Raw genomic sequence first — 23,176 nt, 5'->3', positions numbered from 1 at the left:
GGAGGCGCCGATGGGGAACGCCATCTCAGTGCTCGACCTGTTCGCGGGAGCTGGCGGACTCACCCAGGGGATGCATGAGGCATCGCCTCGTTTCGAGGTCGTTCGCGCGGTGGAGAAGGACCGCGATGCGGCCGCGACCTTCGCGCTCAATCACGGCGAGGGCGTCACCTACCAGGGCGGAATCGAGGAGTGGCTGCGCGAGGAGGAGGTGCCCTCTGTGGATGTGGTCGTCGGTGGACCGCCCTGCCAGGGATTCTCAACTCTCGGTAAGCAGAACGCCGAGGACGAGCGCAACACGTTGTGGCGTGAATACGCAGAGACGATCACCCGTGCTCAGCCGAAGTACTTCGTCCTCGAGAATGTCGCGGTTTTCGCGAAGTCGCCCCAGTTCCGGGATCTCACTCAGGCGACAGAGCCGGGGGGAATCCTCAGCGACTATGCGTTCGAATGGGACGTGCTCAATGCGGCCGACTTCGGTGCGCCACAGGCGCGCAAGCGCGCGATCCTCATCGGCCGGCACCGCGACATGCCGGACATCGGTCTACCGGCGGCGACTCACGATCGTGACCGACACATCACCGTGGGCGAAGTCTTCGCTGGCATCCCTCACATCGTCGGCCCCTCCTTATCGGATAAGCGAGTCACGATCGATGGGCGTGAGCATCGCGGATGGTGGGCTGCACGCGATCTTCACATCGGACGGGACTACGCGGAGCTCTCGCTGCGAAGGTTCTCCGAGATTCCTGAGGGTGGCAACAGGTTCGACCTCCCGGATGAGCTGCTCGCGCCGTGCTGGCGCAAGCACAAGTCGGGCTCAGGCGACGTCATGGGGCGTCTTCACATCGACAGGCCTTCTGTCACCATCCGGACGGAGTTCTTCAAACCGGAGAAGGGGCGGTATCTGCACCCGTTCGCGAACCGCGCGATAACCCACTACGAGGCGGCAGTCCTTCAGGGCTTTCCGATCGATTACCGCTTCGCGGGGTCTCGCACCGCCATCGCCCGACAGATCGGGAATGCCGTTCCGATCCCACTCGGACGGGCCATCGGTCGCCTGATCGCTGACGCGCTCGACTAAGCTCGCGGCCGCGCCGAACGTCCTCACATCCGGGGAGGGTGGATCGTGTGGACGATGCCGAGCTCTTCCAACAGATCCAACACGGGCCCGCTCGGGCCCAGGGAGTTTGACTCAGAGCTCGCGAAGATGTGCCAATGTGCCCCGTCGATGAGTCCGACGTCCATCAGGTAAGCAACTGACCGCAGCTGTCTTTCGATCGATGCCGTCAGAGACACGCCCTGGGAGCCCGTCGACGGCGGAGTCCCGGAGGCGATCAAAGCCCACGGCGACAGCGACGATCACCACCCGCGTGATCGTCATGATGATCGCTGCAATCGTCAGGACGGTTCTTCTCCGAGAGTGCGGTGTTTCGACGGTCGGGCTCGCGTCCGGCGGCGGAGTCGGACGCTGGATCACTTCTTCCCCCATGAGTGTCGCCTGTGAGTCATTGGGGACGGCTCAGGATCCGTCATCTGCGGGCATGGAGTTCTGGAACTCAGCTCGGACGTCCCGCAATCTGCGGCCATCAGCCACCGCCCAGTAGTACCAACCGTTCGTGGCCTTCTTCTGGAGCGCCCTTCCCGCAGCGGAGGGAGTGTCATAACGCTTGCCGTCGAGCTCGATCCCACCGTCGGCGGTCACGATCGCTTCCGCTCCCTTGTGGTCGCGATGTGTCGCTATCAACCTGTCTCCGGGCGAGATCAGATCAACTTCGATGAGGTGTTTGAGCTCAACCCAATCGCCCGCCTTCGTCTGGGGGTCGACCACCTTCCCGTGATGTCCCGGAGGAACGGGCCAGACACGAAGAACAACTTCAATAAGTTCGGAGGTTCGTTCGTCGATCAGCGCTTCGCTCCAGAGCTCGTTCTCGGTGCGCTTGATGACTCGGCCGGTGAGCGTGATGGTGTTGTGGTCCTGCAGAGCAGGCCTCTTTGTCTTCCATGAACCATTGGACACCTTCGAGTTCAGTGCTGTCGTGAGTAGGGTCAGATTGCCGATCCTGTGCACCCGAGCCTGCCGAGCTTCGGTCTCCTCCGGAGTCTCGACGGGCCAGGTCTCCTTCCATGTCCTCGGAAGAAGATGCTCGATCGGGTAACCCTTGCGCTCGATCTGCGGCTGTCCGGTCTCGCCACGGAAATGGTCTTCCGCAGCCTCGAGGAACATGCGGAGCCGGCTGCGCGGATAACGTGTGTACGCCGATTCGGTGGCGAGAGCCTGGCGCAGCTCTTCGTCTCCGGGCCAATAGGTGCTGGTGACGTTGAGTCGAGCGAGGTGTCCGATCACCCGGTCCTCGAGGTCGGTCCCAAGCGCGTCTGAACTCGCCGCGATCACATCGGCGACGATGCGCCCCAGGTCGCTACCGGTCAGACGCAACAGCTGGCGGCGCACCATCCAGCTCTCGGCCGCTCGCACGACGGAGTCGATGGTCGACGGGTCGGCACCCCGAACTGGATCGTGCAGCCAGATCAGGAGAGGCTTGAGCACTTCGACCCCGCTCGCCTGCATGCGGTACACGGCGAGTTCGGTAGCTCCGAAGCTTCCGCCGGTCTGGTTCGCTGCGTCTGTCCACGCTTCATACTGTTGAGCCTGAATTTTGATCTTCGGCAGAAGATCCGCCATCGCCTGGCCTGCTTCGAGTTCTACGTAGGATTTGAACCGGGAGAACGTGGACTGCGGGCTGATCTCCTCGCCGGTGCGGGCAACGAGCCATTGGTTCAGGAAAAGGGAACTGCGGCTGACAAAGTTCCGGCCGACGCTGACGTCCTTGGACCAGAACTTCGTCTCGAACGGCCAGTCCTCTCGATACGCCTTCGCGGTGTCGCCGCCCTCCGCTTCGAGACGCTGAAACACGAAGTTTCGAACCAGGTCCGCCGCGGTGAGAGGGGTTCCGCGAGCATTGAGCGTTTCGAAGATCTCCTGCGAGTTCTCCGAAGCCTCGAGCTCTATCGAGACCAGCTGTAGTCCGTCAAGGAGAACGCTGGCGAGTTCCTCCGCTTTCGCCCCGTAGAGGTTGGATTCAGCCGGGCCCAGCCACCGTTCGACGGTTCGCGAAAAGTATGCGTGTGCCTGGGCGACCAGGGAGTCTGAATGAGTGAGCTCGACGTGATCAACCGGTGGTTCTGCCGACATGACTTCATCGAAAGCTTGACGGTCTTTGTTCAGATGGCGGACTTTCAGGCGTGTGGCGCCGTCCTCGACATAGAGCTCCTCGTTGTGCGTCAGTCGCTCGAGTTGTCCCGCCAGCTTGAGCCGGCCGGACTCGGCAAGCAGCGCTCCGGTGGCGTCGGCGAGTATCTGCAATGTCGTGAGGCGTTGTTGACCGTCGATGACGTTCCACGTGGTGAGCTGCTTCGTCTTCGCGTCGTGAGCTTGAATGACCACCGCCCCGAGGAAATGGGTCGCATCAAGCAGAGGCTCCGCGATTCCAAGCTCCGCGACACGGCGGATGTCATTCCACAACGGCTCCCACTGCTCGCTCTCCCTCCACACGTATGGTCTCTGGAAGAGCGGGATCAGGAAGTTCTGCGGCAGATTGAACAACTGTCGCGGCGTCCGTTTGAATGTCTCCACGTTGCTCATCCTTGCGTATCGTGGCGACACCGGCGTCGCAGCGCGACCCAAGGAGCAAGCGGCGTGTACTGAGATGGCCGTGTCGCGCCGCTGTTTCCTTCCATGACCAGGTCTCGGACCTCTGCGAGACCCTTGGCGCGGTTGGCAGGGCCCATCAGTGGGTCATCGTGCCGAGCCGCGGGCCGCCGTGGCCTCCTCAGGTCCGGAGCGCGCCATCTGCGACGTCGCGGAGACCCGTTCATGCCGTGTCGCCGACCGCCTCTAGGATCGTGCGAAGGGGGACTCATGAATCAGAGGAACAAGGCCATCGTCGCGGCATACGCGGACGGTTCAACGCTCGAGGAAATCGGAGCGGAGCATGACCTCACTCGTGAGCGAATCCGACAGATCGTCCGCGCACACGGTGGTGTCGATGCAGAGCAATCCCGAGCAGCGAGAACGGCGCAGAAGGATGCCGATCGAGACGCCGCACGCGTCGCATTGCTTGAAGAGTTCGAGGAGACGGCTCGAGATCTTGCCGACCGCGATGTCACACGGCCTCGCGCAGTAGCCCGGATTCGCGCACTCTTCCCAAACGTCGACGGGGAGCTTCTCGACGAGGCGCTCCGACAGAGTGGCATCAAGTTCGAGACCGAGCGCAACGAGCTCTGGTTCTCCGACGCGGTGCTCGAGGCGGGCATCTGGTATCTCATCGGCGCCGAGCTCAGACTCAAGCCGGACCCGAAGTGGGCCGCGGTGCATCTTGATCAGATCCTTCTCGACGGCTTGAATGCGGTGCTTGCGGATGTGAAGGTGACGGACTCAGAGGCAGCTACGATCCTCGGTGTGATCGGTGCCTCGAAGCGCGCAGCAGCCGAACGCGAGCTGACCATCACCGGCGCTCGCTATCAGGAGCTCCGCCAACAGCTACTCGACGCGATGGGGCTGGAATCCTCGAAGGGGTCGAGCCCCTGGCCGGCAACGAGGCAGACGCTGCAGAAGCGTTATGGCGGGTGGAACGATGCGCTTGTCTCGATGGGACTGGGAACAGCGCGCAAGGGTCGCGCGAAGGGTCTCGTCGTGTTCACTGAGAGCGAGTACCTCGCAGCGGTACGGCATTTCTTGGCCGAAGCCGCTGGCGGCGGGCTGTCGACCACCTTTGCGGCTTACGAGGCGTGGGTGCTGAGCGCCCGCGACAACGGAATCCGACGGCCGTCCGGCGCGTCCGTGCGAAACTTCTTCGGTACCTGGCAGTCAGCGCAGCGGACGGCGTTGAAGGACGCTGCTGGCGCGGTCGTGCCCGAGCCACAATTGCTGGCCGGACCTGTCGGCGGACGCTGACTGGCTGCCGTCTTCCGAATCCCTTGTGAACGCAGTCGTCGTGCCGCGAACTATCGCAAGAGCGCGTTCGTCGCAGCCCCGAAAAAGCCCGAGATGTCCGCGAAGTCGCCGTGCCACCTGACGGTTTGCGCTGGAGCACCTGAGCTGATGATCGACCATCGCGCGGACATTTCAGTCTCGTCGTATACGACGTCGATCCTCGTTCTGTTCGAGCGACTGGCCGCGAGGGCAAGTTCGACCACCGAGCGCATCGCCTGGCCCCACGCGCGGGGCAAAGGCAATGGCGAAGTTCGAGCGCCATCGCACAGTCGAATCGCTATGGAAAGCTGCCAGCCGACGTAAGCATACGAGGCGATTCGCGTGACCGCTCCATTTTCGTAGTCGATGACAGCGACGCTGAAGCCCTCGTCGGGACTCGTCGTACTCGTCGTCAGCAACCGCTCGGGATCGGCCATGTCTCCAGGGCTCTCGCCGTCCCAAGAAAGCGAGTGCACCAGCCAAGGCGCACGAACGCGGAAGTCATATGCATCATCGAAGGGCGTGTACGGGAGGGCGAGTCCGCAGTCCGCGAACCACTGGAACAACGTTCGCCGCGCCGAATCGGGCGTTTCTTCAGCACCGGGACTGGCGCCGGACAGGTCAGTTTCGGTCAAGCTGCACGACAACAGGGTTGTCGCTGAAAAGTCCGCCCCTGTGGCATCCGCGTTGTCAAGAGTGCATTCCTCGAGAACCGTGCCAGTGAACTCGGCGACGTTGAGGTTCGCACCGGTGAAGCTGACATTGCGGAGCGAGGACGGCTCCTCGGGCGCGGGGAGGAAGAAGAGTGCGCGGGGGTCGGGCGGCGGGACAGACGTGGGTCGGGTGAAGTCCGCGCTGAACAGATTTGCGTCGGCGAACGACACGTTCTGCAGGTCGGCTGCCTGGAACTTGGCGTTTTCAAGCTCGGCACCGCAAAGATCCACGTTCTCGAAAGCGGCGTGAGAGAAATCGGCATTGGGAAACGACGCGCGTCGCCAGGTCAAGTCCTGAAACGTCGCCCGCCTGAATACCGCCAGATCGCACGCGACGCGGAAGGGATTTCCACTGTCGGACTTCATGGTGCGGAAGGTGGCGCCGGAGAAGTTCGTGCACTCGCCGCCCATGGCGTACAGCATGCCGTCTGCGTTCTCAGTCGTCGGCGATTCGAAATCGCACGCAGTAAATGTGGCGACAGAGAAGTCCGCATGGTCGACACCGACGCCCGAAAAATGACAATTCTCGAACGTGCTCGATCGAAGGTTCGCTCGGCTTAGGTCGAGGTACCGGAAGGTGCAGCCGCTGAAGGTTGCACCTTCGAAAGAGGCGAAGGAAGCGGGGACGATGTCGAACTCGCAATCCACGAACCGTGCGAATCTGAACGAGGCCCGACTGGCATCGCAGTTGAAGAAAGTGGCTCGAGTCAGTTGAGCACCCTCGAAATCCTTCTGCCGAAGATCGCAGTCCGAGAAAGTCGCGTCCGTGATGACGCTCTCTGTGAGCCCGACTTCGGTGAGCGCAGCTGTGGTCAGCGTGGCGTTAGAGATTGTGGTCGGTGTCTCGGCCATGGGGGGCTTTCTCGAGCAGGGCTGATCGCATCGGGTGGTTTAGCGTCGTGTAGGCGCTGCATCGAACCTATCGCGAGGGATCTGACGGCTTGGTGATGCGTCGCATGCTGGCAGTGCGCGTGTCGCGGAAAGTGCCCGAGGTCGATCAGATTCTCGTCGATCAACCCAGGTTGATCACGAATGCCGCTCGGTATGCGTGGGCGCTTCGTCTCGCTCAGCTGCGCCGGGCTCGCTCGACGAGCAGGGCTGACTTACACCCGCCAAGAAATCCCGCGCCCCGCGATCCGCCTCCCGGCCTCCTCGGCCGCAACCGGCTCGCCGACATCCGCCCCGACCTCAAGCCCGACCACCGAGTGCACGATCGTCCCCTCATATACGTGCACGAGGTTGTACCCCTGCGCAGCATCCTGACCGCGCGTAGCTCCAACGGGCTGAGCCAGATCCTGCCCGTACGCACTCGACGACGCGGCCGCCACCGGAATCCCGGCGAACGTCCCAAACGACGGGTGATGCACGTGCCCCGACAGGATCCCCCGCACATCCGACCCCGCCAGCACCGCAGCCAGCGCTGCCTGCTCCCGCAACTCGACCGTCACCGCCAGGTCGAGCACCGTCGGCAATGGCGGGTGATGGATCAGCAGCAGTGAACCCTCCGGCGCGGGCGTGGCCAGCTCAGCCGCCAGCCACTCCAACTGCGCCTCATCGACCCGCCCCCAGTGTTCCCCAGGAACGGTCGAATCGAGCACGATCACCCGCATCCCGCCGAACCAGCGCACCTCGACCACGGCATCCGAAGAGCCGCCGGCAAGTCCCAACTCCGCCCGCATCGCCCCGCGCTCGTCATGGTTGCCCATGGCCCACACGACCTCGCACCCCAGCGCCTCCACCGCCGGCGCCACCAGCTCCCGCAACCGCCGATACGACGACGCATCCCCTCGATCCGCGAGATCCCCCGTGAACAACAGAGCGTCAGGGCGAAGCCCCGAAGACACCAACCGCGACAGCACAGAAGACAGGTTCGCATCGGCATCCGCCCCACTGCCATACAGCGGCGCGCGTTCACCGGGAAGGTGCGTATCGGAGATGTGCACGAAGGTGTGCGATGGGCGAGAGTGCTCGGTGAGGATCATTTCTCTTCCAGTGAGACGACGAACAAGTACAGGACAGAAGTCAGATGGCCGCGGCAGTCGACCCGGGCACGAGGGTTCCGACGAACGGCTGCCGCACGGTCTCGGAAGAATCCGAGTCAGCTTCAGAACTGAGCAACCTCTGCATCGTCTCCACAGCCGCGGCGGCAACGGCCTCCACAGGAATTCGCAGAGTCGTCAGACCCAAGAGGTCAGCCCCGGGCAGGATGCCGTCGCACCCCGTCACGCTCACGTCGCCGGGCACAGACAACCCCGCAGCACGCAACGCCCGCATGACCGCGAGCTGCCGATAGTCCGACGCGCACATCACTGCCGTGGCCCCGTCGCGCACGGCCTCCAGCGCCTCATCCACTCCATCGGTCGGCGCCGCCCCCGCAGACACTCGAGTCACGGAAGCCCGACCAACGACCAACGTCGACTCCATCGCCGAAGCTCGAAGATGCTCGGCGAACGACACATCCTCGGCGCCGGAGAGCACGACCACGCGCCGGTGCCCCAGCGACAAGACATGCGAGGCCAGCATCCTTCCATGCGAAGGATCGTCGTAGTGCGCCGTATGAATCCCCTCCGCCGTCTCGACCCGCCCCGCGCGCACGATCGGCACCTGGTCGGCGAATGGCTCGAGCTGTGCGGCCGTGATTCCTCCGGTCGCGACGATCAACCCGGCGACGCGCATCCCGAGCAGCCGGTGCAGCGCGTTCACCTGTTCCGCACCCTGCTCGTCGGCGCCGATTGTCACGGTCACGAGGTCGAGGCCACGCCTGTGCGCCTCATCCTGCAGCCGCGAGAACAGCAGACCGTACGCCGGGTTGCTCGCATCGCGCAGCATCAGTCCGACGGTTCCGGTGCGGCCGGCGGCGAGCTCGGCGGCCATCGTGTTGCGCACGTATCCGAGGCGCTCGGCCTCGGCGAGGATCCGCTCCTGGGTTTCGGGCGCGAAGCGCCCCTCGCCCTTCAGCGCCCTGGTCGCGGTGGCCCGGGAGACTCCGGCGGCCGCAGCCACATCGCTCACCGTGACGCGCAGCCCCGGCCCGCCGGGCTCCACAGAACTCACGCGCGAGCCTTCTTGGCCTTGCGCGGCGCTCCTGCGCGCGAACCTCGTCCATACACGAGATACATGGTGACACCCATGATGATCATCAGCAGCACTGTGTAGACGAACGTGATCGGCATCGCGTCGAGATTGTTCTCGCCGCGCGTGCTCTCTTGAATCGCCACACCGAGCGGCTTGAACAGCGGGTGGTAGAGGAAGATCGCCGCGTCGTAGTCGTCGAGCAGGCTGTTGAAGTTCAGTGCCGTGATGGCCGCGGCCGTGGGCAGCACCAGCGGCACCAGCACCTTGCGGAACGTCGTCAGCGACTTCGCTCCGAGAATGCGCGAGGCGTCTTCGAGCGAATCGGGCACCGATGCGAACCCGGCCTTGAGTAGGCGCAGGGTGAACGGGATCTTCACGCAGATGTAGGCGATGAGCAGCAGGATCGGCGTGCCGGTGAGCACGAAGCCGCCCACGATCGCCCGCGGCTCGTCGAAGGCGGTCACCAGGGCGAGCGCGATCAGCACGATCGGCAGAATCCACGGGATGTGCAGCACGTACTCGATCGCGGTGGTCAGCAGATTGCGGTGCTTCTGCAGCATCCGCGCCACGAACAGCAGACCGCCGACCACGACGATCGACGCCACGGCGCTGTAGACGACGCTGACGATGAACGGACGGATCGCCTCGGCGCTCGAGAACACGGTGACGTAGTTGTCGAGCGTGAAGCTGTCGAGGGTGATGGACCCGGCGAGGATGCTGCGCGCATCGACGAACGAGAAGATCACGATCAGCACGACGGGGATCAGGTAGATCACCCACAGCAGGTAGGCGATGACGTGCACGACGACGTTCGCGAACGGGTTGCGGATCTTCTGCTTCTGGATCGGTGTCGCCACCTTCGCGACCGAGAAGTACACGCCCGACTTCTCGAAGCGGTTCATGATCGCGAGCAGGATGATCGTCGCGATGCCGAGCACGATCGCCAGGAGAGCCGCGATGTCACGCGTGATGGGGCTGCGCGAGAGGTCGATGATCAGCGGTGCGACGGTCTGGAAGTCGGGCCCGCCGAGCACGAGCGGAGCCGTCAGCGCTCCGAGTCCGATGAGGAACGTCAGCACCGTGACGGCGAACAGCATCGGCTTCATCACCGGCAGCACGATGCGGCGGAGGATCGTCCAGGTCGAGGCGCCCATGAGCTTCGCCGCCTCGATCGACGCGTAGTCGACCTTGCCGAGAGAAGAGGACAGGAACAGCATGTGGTTCGTCGTGGTCGCGAACGTCATCACGAAGACCACGGCGAAGTAGCCCGAGAACCAGTCGCGGTCCATGTCGGGCCACCAGTTGACCATCATGTTCGTGAAGAACCCGAACCGGCCGTAGATGAAGTTGTATCCGGCGGCCAGCACGATGCCGCCGTAGATCAGAGTGGTGGCATAGCCGAGCCAGAGGATCTTCGCGCCGCGCACCTGGAAGTACTTCGTCACCAGCACGATGAACACACCGACCACGTTGACCGTGATCGACAGGGTGACGGCGAGCAGGAAGCTGTTGCCGAGCGTCTTCAGTGCACGCTCGCTGCCGAACAGCTTCTCGACGGCCCGGATGCTGAACTGCCCGTCGGGGAAGAAGGTGACCCCGAGCAGGGCGGCGTTCGGCAGCACGAGGAACGCCGCAGCGAACCAGATCACGATGATGCCCGTGATCCACGCGAGCGGCGAGCGCAGCATCGCCTTCACGCTGCCGGGTCGCCCTCTCTTGTTGAGCCGCGGTCCCGCCGTCTGACCCTCGACGACAGCCTGTGTCGTCAAGGAGCCGGCTTCTCCGGTCACGGCCGCTGAGGGCGGGACCGCGGGGTCTGTGTGGTTCTGAGAGCTCGAGGGGTTCTGGGGCTTCTGCGCATCCGACATGTCACGCCGCCGGGTACTGCAGGATCCAGCGGGGATCCACGTCGACGCGCACGGCGTCGCCCGGGTTCCACTGGCGAGCGCTCGCCGCAGCCGGAACGCTGACGCGCAGCGCAGCATCCTCTGCCGTCACGGTGTAGACGCTGTGGCTGCCGTGGTACGTGCGGTCGACGATCGTGCCATCGAGTGAGGCGGATGCCGTCGAGCTGTCGCCCGCCTCGGCGAGGTGCAGCTTCTCTGGCCGCACATAGCTCTCTGCCGTGGCATCCAATCCGCCGCCGAGGCTCGTGATCTGCGCCGGGCTGAGACGGTTGTTCTCGCCGATGAACCGGCAGACGAACGGCGTCGCACTGCGGTCGTAGATCTCCTCGGGGGTGCCGACCTGCTGCAGCGTGCCGGCGTCGAGCACGGCGATGCGGTCGCTGAGGGTCAGTGCCTCTTCCTGATCGTGCGTCACGTAGACCGTGGTCACACCGACCTCGTGCTGCAGGTCTTTCAGCTGCTCGCGCAGCTGCACGCGCAGCTTGGCGTCGAGGTTCGACAGCGGCTCGTCGAGCAGCAGGATGCTGGGGGTCAGCGCGAGCGCGCGGGCGATCGCCACGCGCTGCTGCTGCCCGCCCGAGAGCTCCGACACGTTCTTCTCGAGCTGCGAGAGCGCGAGGCCCGTGCGGTCGGCGATCTCGTCGACGCGGCGGCGCTGCTCGGCCTTCGACGTCTTCTGGATCGAGAGCCCGAACGCGATGTTCTCGCGCACGTTCATGCTGGGGAAGAGCGCGTAGTTCTGAAACACCATGCCCACGCCGCGCTTCTCGCTCGGCACGCGTGTGACATCGCGTCCGCCGATCAGGATGCGCCCGCCGGTCGGCTCGACGAACCCGGCGAGTGCACGCAGGGCGGTGGTCTTGCCGCATCCGGACGGACCCAGGAGGGTGAAGAACTCACCCTCCTGGATCTCCAGATCGAGGTGCGAGACCGCGCGGTGATCGCCGAACGCGACCTCGACATCTTCGAAACGGATCATGTGTCTTTTCCGGTCAGTGCTGGATGAGGGGGTGTGGAGGCTCGATCAGCCGATGTACTCGAGCGTGACCTTCTCGACCCAGGCGCCGAGGTTCTCGCTCACGAAGCCGAAGTCGATGTCCTGACGGTCGAGGGTGCCCATGAGCTCGACGACCTCGGGGTTGGCCTGCTCGACCGCGCCCTCGTTGACGGGCATCGAGTTGAACTCGGCCGCGAACTCGCCCTGCACCTCGGCGCTGCCGAACCAGTCGATGAACTCCTGAGCCTTGGCCTCGTTGCCGGTGCCGTTGATCTGCGCGATCTGCTCGGTGACATACGGCACGCCGTAGTCGGGCACGATCATGCCGGTCTTCGTGCCGTACTCCTCGTCACGCGCGGCGATGCCGCTCGAGGGGAGCACGCCGTAGTCGATCTCGTCACGCGTGATGCGGGCGTAGAGGTCGGTGCCCTCGACCGCGGGCGAGCCGTTCGCGTAGTACGACTTCACGAGGTCCCAGCCTTCATCGCTGACACCGAGGTCGCCGTCTTCGTCGAGGTGACGCGACAGGATGCTGGCGAGCACGAGCTGCGGGGTGGCCTGGCCCAGTGCGGGGTTGACCTCGTAGCGACCCGCGTACTCCTCGCCGGTCCAGAGGTCCTCCTCGTCGGAGGGGGCGTCGGTGATCTTGTTCTCGTCGTAGACCGTGACGATGGCCTGCTCGACGAGCGGCCAGAACGCGCCGTCGGCCGGGTCGCCGGCGTCGGCCGGAACCTCGCCGCTCCACTCGGGCTCGTAGGCGGTGATCGCCTCTTCGGACTTGAGCTGCTCGAAGAACATGTTGTTCAGACCGAACACGACGTCGCCGACGGGGTTGTTCTTCTCGGCGATGATGCGGTTGGTCAGGTCGGCGCCGCCGAGGCCCACGATCTCGATGTCGATACCGGCATCCGCGGCCTTCTCGGTGATCCACTCGCCACGGCCGTCGCTGTTCGAGTTCGTGTAGACGATGAGGGTCGCATCCGACCCGCCGTCGCTCGAGCCGCCATCGGTCTCGGTGCTGCCGCCTGCGCAGCCGGTCAGGGTCACGGCCGCCACCGCAGCGATTCCCAGGAGAGACCAGCGCTTCTTTCGGATGTCGACCATGGTCGCCTTTCTCGTCATCGAGGTATGTCTGAGTCGACTTTACCCCGCTGTTGTGGTGTCTACACAACAATCTGGCTGTTTCTTAGCCGCGTTCGCGCGACCGCACTCAAGATAGGCGGCGAACGTGAACGCCGGGGGAGCGCGACGTGAACTGTCGACGCTTTGCCTCGCCTGACGCCTGTGCCGTGGGGTGGTCAGTTTCGCACCTGAAGTAGCCGTGAGGGGTGCGAAAGTGACCACTCACGCGCGGTCGAACCGAGGGCGACGAGTCAGGCGGAGAACGCGGGCACGGCCTCGATCAGCATTCGGGTGTACTCCTCTTGCGGAGCCGTGAAGATCTGCGCGGCGTCACCGCATTCGACGAGCTTCCCGTTCTTGAGCACGGCGACGCGGTCGGCGGTCTCGGCGACGACCCCGAGGTCGTGCGTGATGAAGAGGTAGGTCAGCTCGCGCTCGCGCTGCAGCTCGTCGAGCAGCTTCAGGATCTGCGCCTGCACCGACACGTCGAGCGCCGAGACGGCCTCGTCGAGCACGAGGAACTCGGGGTCGAGCGCCAGGGCTCGGGCGATCGCCACGCGCTGTCGTTGTCCGCCTGACAGCTCGTCGGGGAAGCGGCCCAGCATCCCGTCGGGCAGAGCGACCTGCTCGGACAGCTCCAGAGCGCGCTTCGATCTGGACTGTCGATCCCCTTCGCCGAACGACAGCAGCGGCTCGGTGATGAGCTGCTCGATCGTCATGCGCGGGTTCAGGGAGTCGAACGGGCTCTGGTAGACCATCTGGAACCGCCGGCGCAGCTGCCGCAGCTTCTCGCCCTTGAGGTGCGTGATGTCGTCGCCCGCGAACGAGATCGAACCGGATGTCGGCTCTTCGAGGCGCAGCACGAGCCGCGCCAGCGTGCTCTTGCCCGAACCCGACTCGCCCACGACGGCCATCGTCTCGCCACGCCGCACCTCGAGTGAGACGGCGTCGACGGCGGTCAGCGAGCGGCGTCCGCCCTCGCCCTTGGGCAGCGGGAAGATCTTGGTCAGCTCGGTCACGCGCACGATCGGCTCGCCGCCGAACTCGATGCGGGCCTGCGTCGATGCCGTCCGTCGCTCGTGGGCGCTCAACCGCGGCGCCGCGGCGATGAGCTTGCGCGTGTACTCGTGCGTCGGCGCGGTCATCACCTGCTCTGCGGGTCCGGAGTCGACGATCTCGCCCTGCTTCATGACCACGACCCTGTCGGCTCGCTCGGCCGCCATGCCCAGGTCGTGGGTGATGAGCAGGATCGCCGTGCCCAGCTCCCGCGTCAGGTTCGCGAGGTGGTCGAGGATCTGCTTCTGCACCGTCACGTCGAGCGCGCTCGTCGGCTCATCGGCGATGATCAGGCTCGGCTGCGCGGCCAGTGCCCCGGCGATCAGCGCACGCTGCTTCATGCCTCCGGAGAACTGATGCGGATACTGCTTCGCCCGCTCGGCCGGATACGTCAGTCCTGCCATCTCGAGCAGTTCGACCGCGCGATCGTGCGCGTCGTGCTTGGTCGCGAGTCCGTGCACGAGCAGCGGTTCGGCCACCTGCACGCCCACGCGGCGCACCGGGTTGAGAGAGAGCGCCGGGTCCTGGGGGACCAAGCCGATGAGCCGACCTCGGATGCCGCGCCAGCGTCGTTCGCTCAGCGGGATCAGGTCCTCGCCCTCGAACTCGATCCGCCCACCGACCACCTCGGCGTTCGGCGCGAGAAGATTCATGATCGACTGCGCGACCGTGCTCTTGCCCGAGCCTGACTCGCCCACGATCGCGACCACCTCGCCGCGACCGACGCTCAGGTTCACGCCGCGCACCGCCTCGACCTCGCGGTCGCCGATCCGATAGGCGACGCGCAGATCCTCGACGCGGAGGATGTCGTTGTGGGCAGCCGGCATCGCGCTGTCGGTCGGGTTCACGGACTCACCGAGTCGGGCGGGCTCATCGGCGGTGGCGGCGACATCGTTCGGCATGCGTCCTCCTCGTCGAGCACGGGTCGTGTCATCAGCACTGATCATCTTCCGTTCACGCTAAGCGTGGGGATTCATCCAGATCAAGCCCTACATCAGCATTGGGCAATGCGCTCAGTGCATCGATCAGCTCGCGCGATCCACGTCGTCGACCAGGCTGAGCAGCCGTTCGACGAGCGGATTGTGAGACTCCGAGTTCCACGCGATGTCGAGCTCGACGCTGTTGACGCGCGACGACGGATCCGCCTCGCTGATCGGCAGCAGCGTCACCGTGTCGGGGGAGATCCGCTCGGCGGACTCCGGCACCAGCGTGAACCCGATGCCGGCGCTGACCATCGCGAGCAGAGCGGGAACCTGTCCGGCGTACTGCACGATGTGCGGATGCACCCCGCTCGCCACGAACATCGACAGCAGCAGGTCGTGGAAGTACCGCGCGCCGCTCGGCGAGTACATGAGCAGCGACTCGTCCTTGAGGTCGATGAGCTTCAACGGCTCCGCGCGCTGCGCCAGGGCCGAGTCGCTGGGAAGCGCCACGGACAGGCGCTCGCGGTAGACCGCCCGGCTGCTGATCTGCGGTCGGGCGAGCAGTGGCCGCATCAGCCCGATGTCCACCGTGCCCTTCTCGAGCTCTTCCACCTGATCGAGTGAGACGAGCTCGCGCAGCAGCAGCGTGACGCCGGGCAGCTCGGCTGACGCGCGACGCAGCAGATCGGGCACGACCGCCTGCCCCGCCATCGCCGTGTACGCGATCGTGACGGTGCCGGCAGCACCCTCGCCGACCGAGCGCACGTCGGAGACCGCCTTCGCCGCGAGGTCGATGAGGCGCCGCGCGTTGGGAAGCAGCGCACGACCGGCCTGGGTCAGAGCGACGCGGCGACTGGTGCGATCGAAGAGCCTCGTCGACAGCTCGCGCTCGAGCTGCTGGATCTGACGACTGAGCGGAGGCTGCGTCATCTTCAGCCGTGTCGCCGCGGCCCCGAAGTGCAGTTCCTCGGCCACGGCGATGAAGCATTCGAGCTGTACCAGTGAGATCATCGATCCACTCCTGACATCAATCAGTGCGACTTTTGGTTTGTCTGCGCATCTGTCCCCACCATAGTGTCGGAGAAACTCGATGACGCGGAATCCGCCGATGCGGAGTCCCCGGAGTCTCACCAACGGAGGCGTGATGTCCGAAGAGCTCCTGCTGTCTGTCCCTGCCGCCACGCGGTTGCCGGAGAACGCGGTGCGGTCTGTCCGCATCACACCGGTCGCGTTCCAGGACCCACCCCTGCTCAACACCGTCGGGGTGCACGAGCCTCTGGCGCTGCGCGCCATCGTGCAGATGACCACCGAGTCGGGGGTCGTCGGGCTCGGCGAGACCTACGGCGACAGTGCGCACTTGCAGCGGCTGCGGGTCGCCGCCGACGCCGTCCTCGGCTGCGACGTGTTCGCGACCAACGATCTGCGGGCGCGGGTCGAACGCAGCGTGGCCGGCGACGGTGTACAGGGTGGGCACGGCATGTCGGGCATGGTCACGGGCACCAGCACCGGCGACCGGGTGCTCTCGCCGTTCGACGTCGCCGCCGTCGACATCCGCGGCAAGCTGCTGGGGGTGCCCGCCAGCGAGCTGTTGGGCGGGCGGGTGCGGGATGCCGTGCCGTTCAGCGGCTACCTCTTCTACAAATGGGCGGGTCATCCGGGCGGATCCGACGACGAGTGGGGCGAAGCGCTCACGCCCGACGGGATCGTCTCGCAGGCCCGTCGCATCGTCGACACCTACGGCTTCACCGCGCTCAAGCTCAAGGCCGGGGTGTTCGCCCCGGAGGAGGAGATCGCGGCGATCCTCGCGCTGCGCGAGGAGTTCCCCGATCACCCGCTGCGCATCGATCCGAACGGCGCCTGGACCGTCGAGACGTCGCTGCGGGTCGCCGACGCGTTGAAGGACGTGCTCGAATACCTCGAAGACCCCACCCCCGGTCTCGAGGGGATGGCAGAGGTGCGCCGCCACACCGACCTGCCCCTCGCGACCAACATGTGCGTGGTCGCGTTCTCGCACATCGCGGACGCCGTGCGCCTCGGCGCGATCGACATCGTGCTCTCCGACCACCACTTCTGGGGAGGCCTCGAAAGGTCGCGACTGCTCGCGGGCTTCGCCGAGACCCTCGGCTGGGGACTCTCGATGCACTCGAACTCGCACCTCGGCATCAGCCTCGCGGCGATGACACACCTCGCCGCGGCCACCCCGGGCGTCGGCTACGCGTGCGACACGCACTGGCCGTGGAAGCGCGAAGACGAAGACGTCATCGCGCCGGGCGCACTGGTGTTCCGCGACGGATCGCTGGCGGTGCCGACCGCACCGGGCCTCGGCGTCGAGCTCGACCCGGAGGCGCTGGCGCGGCTGCACAGGCAGTATCTCGACGGCGGCATCCGCGAGCGCGACGACACCGGCTACATGCAGCGGGTCGACCCGGGATACGTGCTGGAAAGCCCTCGCTGGTGAGCGCGGAGCGGCGGGATCCGTTGCGCATCGCGGTCACCGACCCGATCATCTCGGCGTTCGCCGACGACCTGCGCCGCACCGAGCGGCCGCACGAGTGGGTGTTCGCCGACCTCGAGGTGCCCGGCTCCGCTCGCGCGGCGATCGCGGGCGCCGATGTGGTGATCTGCTCGCGGCTCACGGCCGACGATATGGCCGACGGCGACCGCGTGCGTCTCGTGCACGCGACGGGTGCCGGGGTCGACCGGGTGGATGCCGGTGCCGTGCCCGACGGCGTGCCGCTCTGCAACACCGGTCACCACGGCGCCGCGATCGCCGAGCACGTGATCATGACCGCGCTCATGCTGCGCCGTCGAGCACTCTACGCGGACGCCGAGATGCGTCGAGGGGAGTGGCGCACGATCGCCACGGCCGACGCCCCGTACCATCGCTCGCTCGCCGGCAGCACTCTCGGGCTCGTGGGTTACGGCGAGATCGGCCGCTCCGTCGCCCACCTCGCGAAGGCCTTCGGGATGCGCGTCGTCGCGATGCGCCGGCATCCGGATGCCGGAGGCCCGGGAACCGAGCTGCTCGATCAGGTGTACGGCGAAGATCAGCTGCATCCGCTGCTCGCAGAGAGCGATGTCGTCGTCGTCACCGCACCCCTGACCGAGAGCACCCGGGGGATGATCGATGCCGACGCGCTCGCACAGCTGCACGCCGATGCTCTGATCGTCAACGTCGCCCGCGGCGCACTCATCGACGAGGACGCGCTGTATGCGGCCCTCGCCGAGGGACGCATCGGAGGAGCGGCGATCGACGTCTGGTGGGATGCCCCGCAGGGTGCCGAGGCGCCGCCGGTCGTGCAGAGATTCGCCGGGCTCGATCGGGTCGTGCTGACCCCGCACTTCTCCGGCCATGCCCGCGAGGTCTTCACCGCGCGGGCCGCCGACATCGCCCGCAACATCGATCTGCTCGACGCGGGCATGCCACTGGAACGTCAGGTGCGCTGAGCGGTCAGGCGTCGGCGCCTCCTTCCTGCCCAGCCAGAGGGGCGAGCTACGCTGTCCGCATGGTCGGTTCTGATGACGAGATCGTGCGATTGCGTCGGCGTCTCGCTGAGGTTCAGCGCCTCCACCGCGAAGCGTGGCTGAGCGGTCTGAGTATGGGTGGCGGCCTCGGCGCGCACCAACAGCAGAGTCTTCACGAGGACGAGGCGCGCGACATCCAGGCGCGCCTGACCGAACTCGGCGAAGACCCCGCCGGTTGACTGGGCAACGCCATCCCCGTTGTGCGTCGGCACCCTCTCGGTATGCTCTGCGCATGAGCGAGCCCGAGCCGTCCCTCACACAGCAGCGCCTGGCGCTGCAGCGAAAGAGAACGCTGGCGATCGCTCTTCTCGTCGTCTTTACTGTCAGCGCCGTATGGTGGCTGAGCTCCGGGTTGCTCGACGACTCTGCGGATCTCGACGTGACGCGGTTGATCGTGGGCGTTGTGAATGCTGGTTTGGCAGTTGCGCAGCTCTTCGTGCTCCGCCGAGTTCTTCGCGAGGTTCGAGCGTTCGAGGAGCGCCACGGCAAGGATGCTGGAGTACAGAAGTAGGTGATCAGTGGAGACGGCGCTCGCGCGGTTCTCTCCAGCCTTCGTGCTCCGCGTGACTCACCACATGGCTGAGCGCCTCGGCATCCGATCAGAACATCTCGAACAGGCGGGTGACGATCAGCGTCACCGCGCCCAGAGCGGATGCCCCGAGGGCGATCGCGCGCGTGCGCCGACGGTTGAGGAACCGGTTCACGAAGCGCGACAGCACCACCCCGCCCACGGCGAACGGCGCCATCCAAGCGGCTGTGGCGAGCGCATGAGCGGGAACTGCGCCCCACAGGAACAGGGCGACCAGCGACAGCGATGACCCGACGAGGAAGAACGCCGACATCGTGCCGCGCAGCCGCGGCCCCTCTGACCCCTGCCAGATGATCGCCATCGGCGTGCCGCCCACAGACGTCGTGGTGCCCATGAGGCCCGACAGCGCCCCGGCCACCGCCTGCGTCGTCCTGGTCACCCGCGGGTGCCAGCCGCGCAACGACATGACGACGCCCAGCAGCACGACGCCGGCGACCGCCCACGACAGCGCGGTCGCCGACATCACGGTGACGAGCCCTGCCCCGACGACGGTTCCGGGCACTCGCCCCGCCAACGCCCAGCCTGCGCCGCGCAGGTCGAGGGCTGCGCGATCCATCACCACCACGATCAGCGTCACGACCATCGCCAGCATGATCACGAGCACCGGCAGCATCGTGGCGTCGATGAGGGCGATGAACGGCGCCGCCAGCATGCCCATGCCGAATCCGATCGACCCCTGCAGGCAGCCGGCGGCGAGGATGACCGCCCCCAGCAGCACGAACTCGAGGGGCGTCACGACAGGCTCAGCGGCGCGGGGCGATCGAGCCGATCACACGACGACGCTTCTTGCTCTGCAGACGCCAGCGCTGTCCAGGGTCGGTGGCGAGGCGCAGCCACGCGGCCAGCACGTTCGCGCAGACCGTGGTGATCACGATCGCCAGACCCGGGAGCACCGACTGCCACCATGCTTCGGCGAGGTACTGACGTCCCTGCGAGACCATGAGGCCCCAGCTGACGTCGGGCGGCTGGATGCCGATGCCGAGGAAGCTCAGCGACGACTCGGCCAGCATCACGTAGCAGAACTCCAGCGTCGCCAGAGTGACCAGCGTCGGCAGGACGTTCGGGACGATGTGCCGGAAGACGATGGCGCGGTTGGTGGCTCCGAAGTTGGTCGCGGCGTCGACGAACATCCGCGAACGCAGCTCGGCGGCATCCGCTCGCGCGGTGCGCAGGTAGAGGGGGATGCGTGTGATCGCGAGCACGAGGACGATGTTCGCGGCGCTCGGGTTGAACACGTAGAGGATCACGACGGCGAGCAGCAGCGAGGGGAAGCTCATGATGACATCGGCGATGCGCATCGACACCGACTCGCGCCATCCGCGGTGGAACCCCGCCCACATGCCCCAGATCGAGCCGACGATCGCAGAGACGACCACGGCCGCGGCGGCGACGCCCAGGGTCGTGCCTGCCGCGGTGATGATGCGAGCGAGCAGGCTGCGACCCAGCGAGTCGCTGCCGAGGACGTACTCCCACCCGAGCTGGAAGCTGAAGGGCGGCATGTTGCGTGCCCCGAGGTCCTGCCGCTGCGCGATCTCGCCGAACAGCGGCGGGCCGATGATCGCGGTGAGCACGATGAACGACAGCACGAATGCCGCTGCGGTGGCCACCTTGTCCTTCAGCAGCAGCTGCCAGAGATTGGCGCGGCCCGACGAGCGTGCTCCGCGCGCCTTCTGAGTGAGGACGGTGACTGTCGATGCGTTGTTGTCAGACATTCGTCAGCACCTCTGCCTTCGTGTCGGAGAGCGCCCCGGGGCCGCGACGACGGGCGCGGGACCCGGCGGTCGGTCGCACGCGGGGGTCGAGCAGTGCGTAACCGAGGTCGATGATGATGTTCAGGGCGAAGATCGCCAGGGCGGTGATCAGCACCGCGGCCTGCAGCACCGCGAAGTCGCGTTGCAGGATCGAGTCGATCATGAGCTTGCCGATGCCGGGCCAGCCGAAGATCGACTCGACGACCACGGCGCCGTTGATGAGGCCGACGGTCAGGTCACCGGCCACGGTGAGGGCGGGCGCTGCGGCGTTGCGCAGCGCGTGCTTCGAGACGATGTGCATCTGGCCGGCGCCGCGGCTGCGGGCGACCTGGATGTAGGGCTGGCCCAACACCGTCACCATCGACCCGCGGATCACCTGGGCGAGCACGCCGACCGGTCGCAGCATGAGCGTCGCGACCGGCAGGATCCAGACGAGAGCGCCGGAGGTGCCGGAGGTCGGCAGCCAGCCCAGGGTGATCGCGAAGATCCAGATGCCGAGGATCGCCACCCAGAAGTCAGGCACGCTCGCCGCCGTCATCGAGAAGAAGCTCACGATGCGGTCGGCGATGCCGTTCGGCTTCAGCGACGCCCAGCTGCCGAGCACCACGGCGATGACGATCGCGAGGACCATCGTGACCGCGGCGAGCTGGAGGGTGGCGGGGAAGGCACGCAGCGCCATCTCCGCCGCCGGTTCCCCGGTGCGCAGCGACTGACCGAAGTCGAGCTGCAGGACGCCGAGGAAGTAATCGCCCATCTGCTGCCACAACGGCTGGTCGAAGCCGTTGCGGGCGGCGAAGTCCTCGCGCATCTGATCTGTCGCGTTCAACGGCAGATAGAGCTGGGACGGATCGCCGGTGAGACGGGCGAGCACGAAGACACCCAATACGACTGCGATCAGCGGCAGTGCGCTCTGCAGGATACGTCTTCTCAGGTAGGTCCACATGGTCGCCCGCCTCTCACTCTCGCTCGCGGTCAGCCCGCGAGCGAGACCTCCTTGATGCGCAGCTCGTCGCCGGTCGACGAGTTGGGCTCGTACGTCACCCGGTCTGCGAGGCCGAGCATCACCGTCTGGTGGGCGATCGGGGCGAGCGCGACCACGTTCTCGCGCTCGTAGGCGAACACGTCCTCGTATGCCGCCTGGCGCTCGTCGCCGGTGAGGGTGCGTGCGTTGGTGATGAGATCGTCCAGACCCGGGTCGCCGAACTCGGCCTGCGCACCGCCCGTGAGCATGTACTGCTCGACCGTGAACTGCGCATCACCTGCCTGGTTGCCGTGCTGGATGAGCATCGAGATCGGACCCTCATTCGTGACGAACGGGCTCAGCTGGTACTGCAGGTGCTGGGTGGTGTCGACCATGCGCAGCTCGACATTCAGGCCGACGGCGGCGAGCTGCTCGCGCAGGACCTCGCCGAGCTCGCTGACCTTGGGGAACTGGGCGGTGCGCACCGGCATGAGGATCTTCGTGTCCACCGGAACCCCGTCGGCAGCGGCCTCCTCGACGAGCGCGGTCGCCTTCTCGGGGTCGTACTCCCACGGCTCGAGGTCGGAGTTGAATCCGACGATGCCCTCGGGGATCAGCTGCGCAGCGACCTTGTCGCCGTCGGGGTAGAGCGACGAGACGATGCCCTCGCGGTCGATCGCGTAGTTGATCGCCTGGCGGATGCGGATGTCGTCGAGCGGCGCGGTCTGACCCGAGAATCGCAGGGCGATCGTCTCGTTGTTCGGGTAGCTCACACCGAAGTCGCCGATGCCGTCCTCGGCACTGAGGCCCAGGGCGATGTCGGCTTCGCCGCTGGTGATCATCGCCGCGCGGACGGTGCCCTCGGACCGCCACTGGTACTCGACATCGGCGAACTGCGGAGCGTCGCCCCAGTAGTCGTCGTTGCGCTCGAGCGTCAGCTTCGTGCCGGCCTGCCAGTCGCCGATCGCGTAGGGGCCGGTGCCGACCGGCTCGCGCACGAACTCGGTGTTGGAGGTCTCGGGCGAGACGATCTCGATGAACGAGAGCTTCAGCGGGAGGATCGGGTCAGGGCTCGGGGTGGTCACGGTGAGCGTCGTGGCGTCGGTGGCCTTCACCTCGAGGTCGTCGTCGCCGAAGATGTAGCCCTCGACGTTGCAGCCGAGGTCGCCGTTCACGGCGCGATCGATGGAGTAGGCCGCCGCTTCCGCGTCGAAGGGGGTGCCGTCCTGGAAGGTGACGTCGTCGCGGACGGTGAACGTCCACTCGGTGTCGCCGGTCTGCTCCCACTCGGTGGCGAGCAGCGGCTCGAGCTCACCCGTCGAGGGGTTGCGCTCGACGAGCGGTTCGGTGACCGTGCTGCGCACGACCACACCGGTGGAGGTGAGGTTCGCGTCGCATGCCTCGAGCGTGGGCGGCTCCTGCGTGAGGACGACGCGGAGGGTGTCATCCGTGCCACCCTCGCCGCCGCCATCCGACTCCGAGTTGGCGACGGAGCACGAAGCGAGCAGTGCGATCGATGCGATTCCGGCAGTGACCGCGGCTGCCCGGGTGCCTCTGCGTCGGGGGGAAGAAAGCTTCATCGGTTCCTCCA

At 66.2% G+C, this 23,176-nt stretch carries 19 protein-coding genes; 6 read left to right on the top strand and 13 right to left on the bottom strand.

The features are described 5' to 3' along the window. Positions 1–10: 10 nt before the first annotated feature. A complete protein-coding gene (locus tag ACIP5T_RS10810; RefSeq protein ID WP_400862998.1) occupies positions 11–1,078 on the top strand; it encodes a DNA cytosine methyltransferase in 1,068 nt (355 codons plus the stop codon). A 438-nt stretch (positions 1,079–1,516) separates the two neighbouring features. Here the strand turns inward: ACIP5T_RS10810 and ACIP5T_RS10805 are convergent, their stop codons facing one another. Then, on the bottom strand, positions 1,517–3,628 hold the full coding sequence (locus tag ACIP5T_RS10805) for a DUF262 domain-containing protein (protein ID WP_400862996.1): 2,112 nt from the start codon (positions 3,626–3,628) through the stop codon (positions 1,517–1,519). A gap of 285 nt (positions 3,629–3,913) precedes the next feature. On the opposite strand from ACIP5T_RS10805, the gene ACIP5T_RS10800 reads away from it, so the two are divergent. Beyond that, the gene (locus tag ACIP5T_RS10800) at positions 3,914–4,948 is read left to right on the top strand and encodes a sigma factor-like helix-turn-helix DNA-binding protein (protein WP_400862994.1); all 1,035 of its coding nucleotides are present in this window, start codon (positions 3,914–3,916) and stop codon (positions 4,946–4,948) included. Between the two features lie 50 nt (positions 4,949–4,998). Here the strand turns inward: ACIP5T_RS10800 and ACIP5T_RS10795 are convergent, their stop codons facing one another. From ACIP5T_RS10795 to ACIP5T_RS10760, 8 genes are all read right to left on the bottom strand, one after another. Further along, positions 4,999–6,531 carry a pentapeptide repeat-containing protein gene (locus ACIP5T_RS10795; protein ID WP_400862992.1) on the bottom strand — a complete coding sequence of 511 codons (1,533 nt, stop codon included), beginning with the start codon at positions 6,529–6,531 and terminating at the stop codon, positions 4,999–5,001. 251 nt (positions 6,532–6,782) lie between these two features. Continuing rightward, entirely contained in the window at positions 6,783–7,661 is an 879-nt protein-coding gene (locus ACIP5T_RS10790; protein WP_400862991.1) for a metallophosphoesterase, read from the bottom strand. A 40-nt stretch (positions 7,662–7,701) separates the two neighbouring features. Beyond that, complete coding sequence (locus ACIP5T_RS10785) at positions 7,702–8,733, bottom strand: LacI family DNA-binding transcriptional regulator (protein ID WP_400862990.1); 1,032 nt, start codon at positions 8,731–8,733, stop codon at positions 7,702–7,704. Next, entirely contained in the window at positions 8,730–10,523 is a 1,794-nt protein-coding gene (locus tag ACIP5T_RS10780) for an ABC transporter permease (protein WP_400862988.1), read from the bottom strand. Before ACIP5T_RS10780 ends, ACIP5T_RS10785 begins: the two co-directional genes overlap by 4 nt. Before the next feature lie 100 nt (positions 10,524–10,623). After that, positions 10,624–11,640 carry an ABC transporter ATP-binding protein gene (locus ACIP5T_RS10775; protein ID WP_400862987.1) on the bottom strand — a complete coding sequence of 339 codons (1,017 nt, stop codon included), beginning with the start codon at positions 11,638–11,640 and terminating at the stop codon, positions 10,624–10,626. Positions 11,641–11,685: 45 nt separating this feature from the next. Beyond that, a complete protein-coding gene (locus ACIP5T_RS10770; protein ID WP_400862985.1) occupies positions 11,686–12,762 on the bottom strand; it encodes an extracellular solute-binding protein in 1,077 nt (358 codons plus the stop codon). Between the two features lie 269 nt (positions 12,763–13,031). After that, entirely contained in the window at positions 13,032–14,738 is a 1,707-nt protein-coding gene (locus tag ACIP5T_RS10765; protein WP_400862983.1) for a dipeptide ABC transporter ATP-binding protein, read from the bottom strand. 123 nt (positions 14,739–14,861) lie between these two features. Continuing rightward, positions 14,862–15,770, bottom strand: a complete 909-nt coding sequence (locus tag ACIP5T_RS10760; protein ID WP_400862982.1) for a LysR family transcriptional regulator — start codon at positions 15,768–15,770, stop codon at positions 14,862–14,864. 133 nt (positions 15,771–15,903) lie between these two features. On the opposite strand from ACIP5T_RS10760, the gene ACIP5T_RS10755 reads away from it, so the two are divergent. From ACIP5T_RS10755 to ACIP5T_RS10740, 4 genes are read left to right on the top strand one after another with little or no spacing between them, the layout of a single operon-like run. After that, entirely contained in the window at positions 15,904–17,217 is a 1,314-nt protein-coding gene (locus tag ACIP5T_RS10755; protein WP_400862981.1) for a glucarate dehydratase family protein, read from the top strand. Continuing rightward, a complete protein-coding gene (locus ACIP5T_RS10750) occupies positions 17,214–18,206 on the top strand; it encodes a 2-hydroxyacid dehydrogenase (protein WP_400862979.1) in 993 nt (330 codons plus the stop codon). Before ACIP5T_RS10755 ends, ACIP5T_RS10750 begins: the two co-directional genes overlap by 4 nt. A gap of 59 nt (positions 18,207–18,265) precedes the next feature. Beyond that, positions 18,266–18,463: a hypothetical protein gene (locus ACIP5T_RS10745; RefSeq protein ID WP_157534250.1), complete on the top strand. Its 198-nt coding sequence runs from the start codon at positions 18,266–18,268 to the stop codon at positions 18,461–18,463. Between the two features lie 53 nt (positions 18,464–18,516). Then, positions 18,517–18,795 carry a hypothetical protein gene (locus ACIP5T_RS10740; RefSeq protein ID WP_400862977.1) on the top strand — a complete coding sequence of 93 codons (279 nt, stop codon included), beginning with the start codon at positions 18,517–18,519 and terminating at the stop codon, positions 18,793–18,795. Positions 18,796–18,883: 88 nt separating this feature from the next. Here ACIP5T_RS10740 and ACIP5T_RS10735 read toward each other — a convergent pair whose 3' ends face one another. The 4 genes from ACIP5T_RS10735 to ACIP5T_RS10720 are packed head-to-tail and all read right to left on the bottom strand — an operon-like array spanning position 18,884 to position 23,165. Then, positions 18,884–19,609 (bottom strand): sulfite exporter TauE/SafE family protein, encoded by a 726-nt coding sequence (locus ACIP5T_RS10735; protein WP_400862976.1) that lies wholly within the window; start codon positions 19,607–19,609, stop codon positions 18,884–18,886. 7 nt (positions 19,610–19,616) lie between these two features. Further along, positions 19,617–20,585 carry an ABC transporter permease gene (locus ACIP5T_RS10730; RefSeq protein WP_400862974.1) on the bottom strand — a complete coding sequence of 323 codons (969 nt, stop codon included), beginning with the start codon at positions 20,583–20,585 and terminating at the stop codon, positions 19,617–19,619. Further along, on the bottom strand, positions 20,578–21,567 hold the full coding sequence (locus tag ACIP5T_RS10725) for an ABC transporter permease (RefSeq protein WP_400862972.1): 990 nt from the start codon (positions 21,565–21,567) through the stop codon (positions 20,578–20,580). The genes ACIP5T_RS10730 and ACIP5T_RS10725 overlap by 8 nt, the downstream gene beginning before the upstream one ends. A gap of 29 nt (positions 21,568–21,596) precedes the next feature. After that, entirely contained in the window at positions 21,597–23,165 is a 1,569-nt protein-coding gene (locus ACIP5T_RS10720) for an ABC transporter substrate-binding protein (protein WP_400862971.1), read from the bottom strand. Between the last annotated feature and the right edge of the window lie 11 nt (positions 23,166–23,176).

The organism is Microbacterium sp. NPDC088619 (assembly GCF_044752825.1).
In the GTDB taxonomy this organism is placed as follows: domain Bacteria; phylum Actinomycetota; class Actinomycetes; order Actinomycetales; family Microbacteriaceae; genus Microbacterium.
This window is presented reverse-complemented; position numbering and strand designations above follow the sequence as displayed.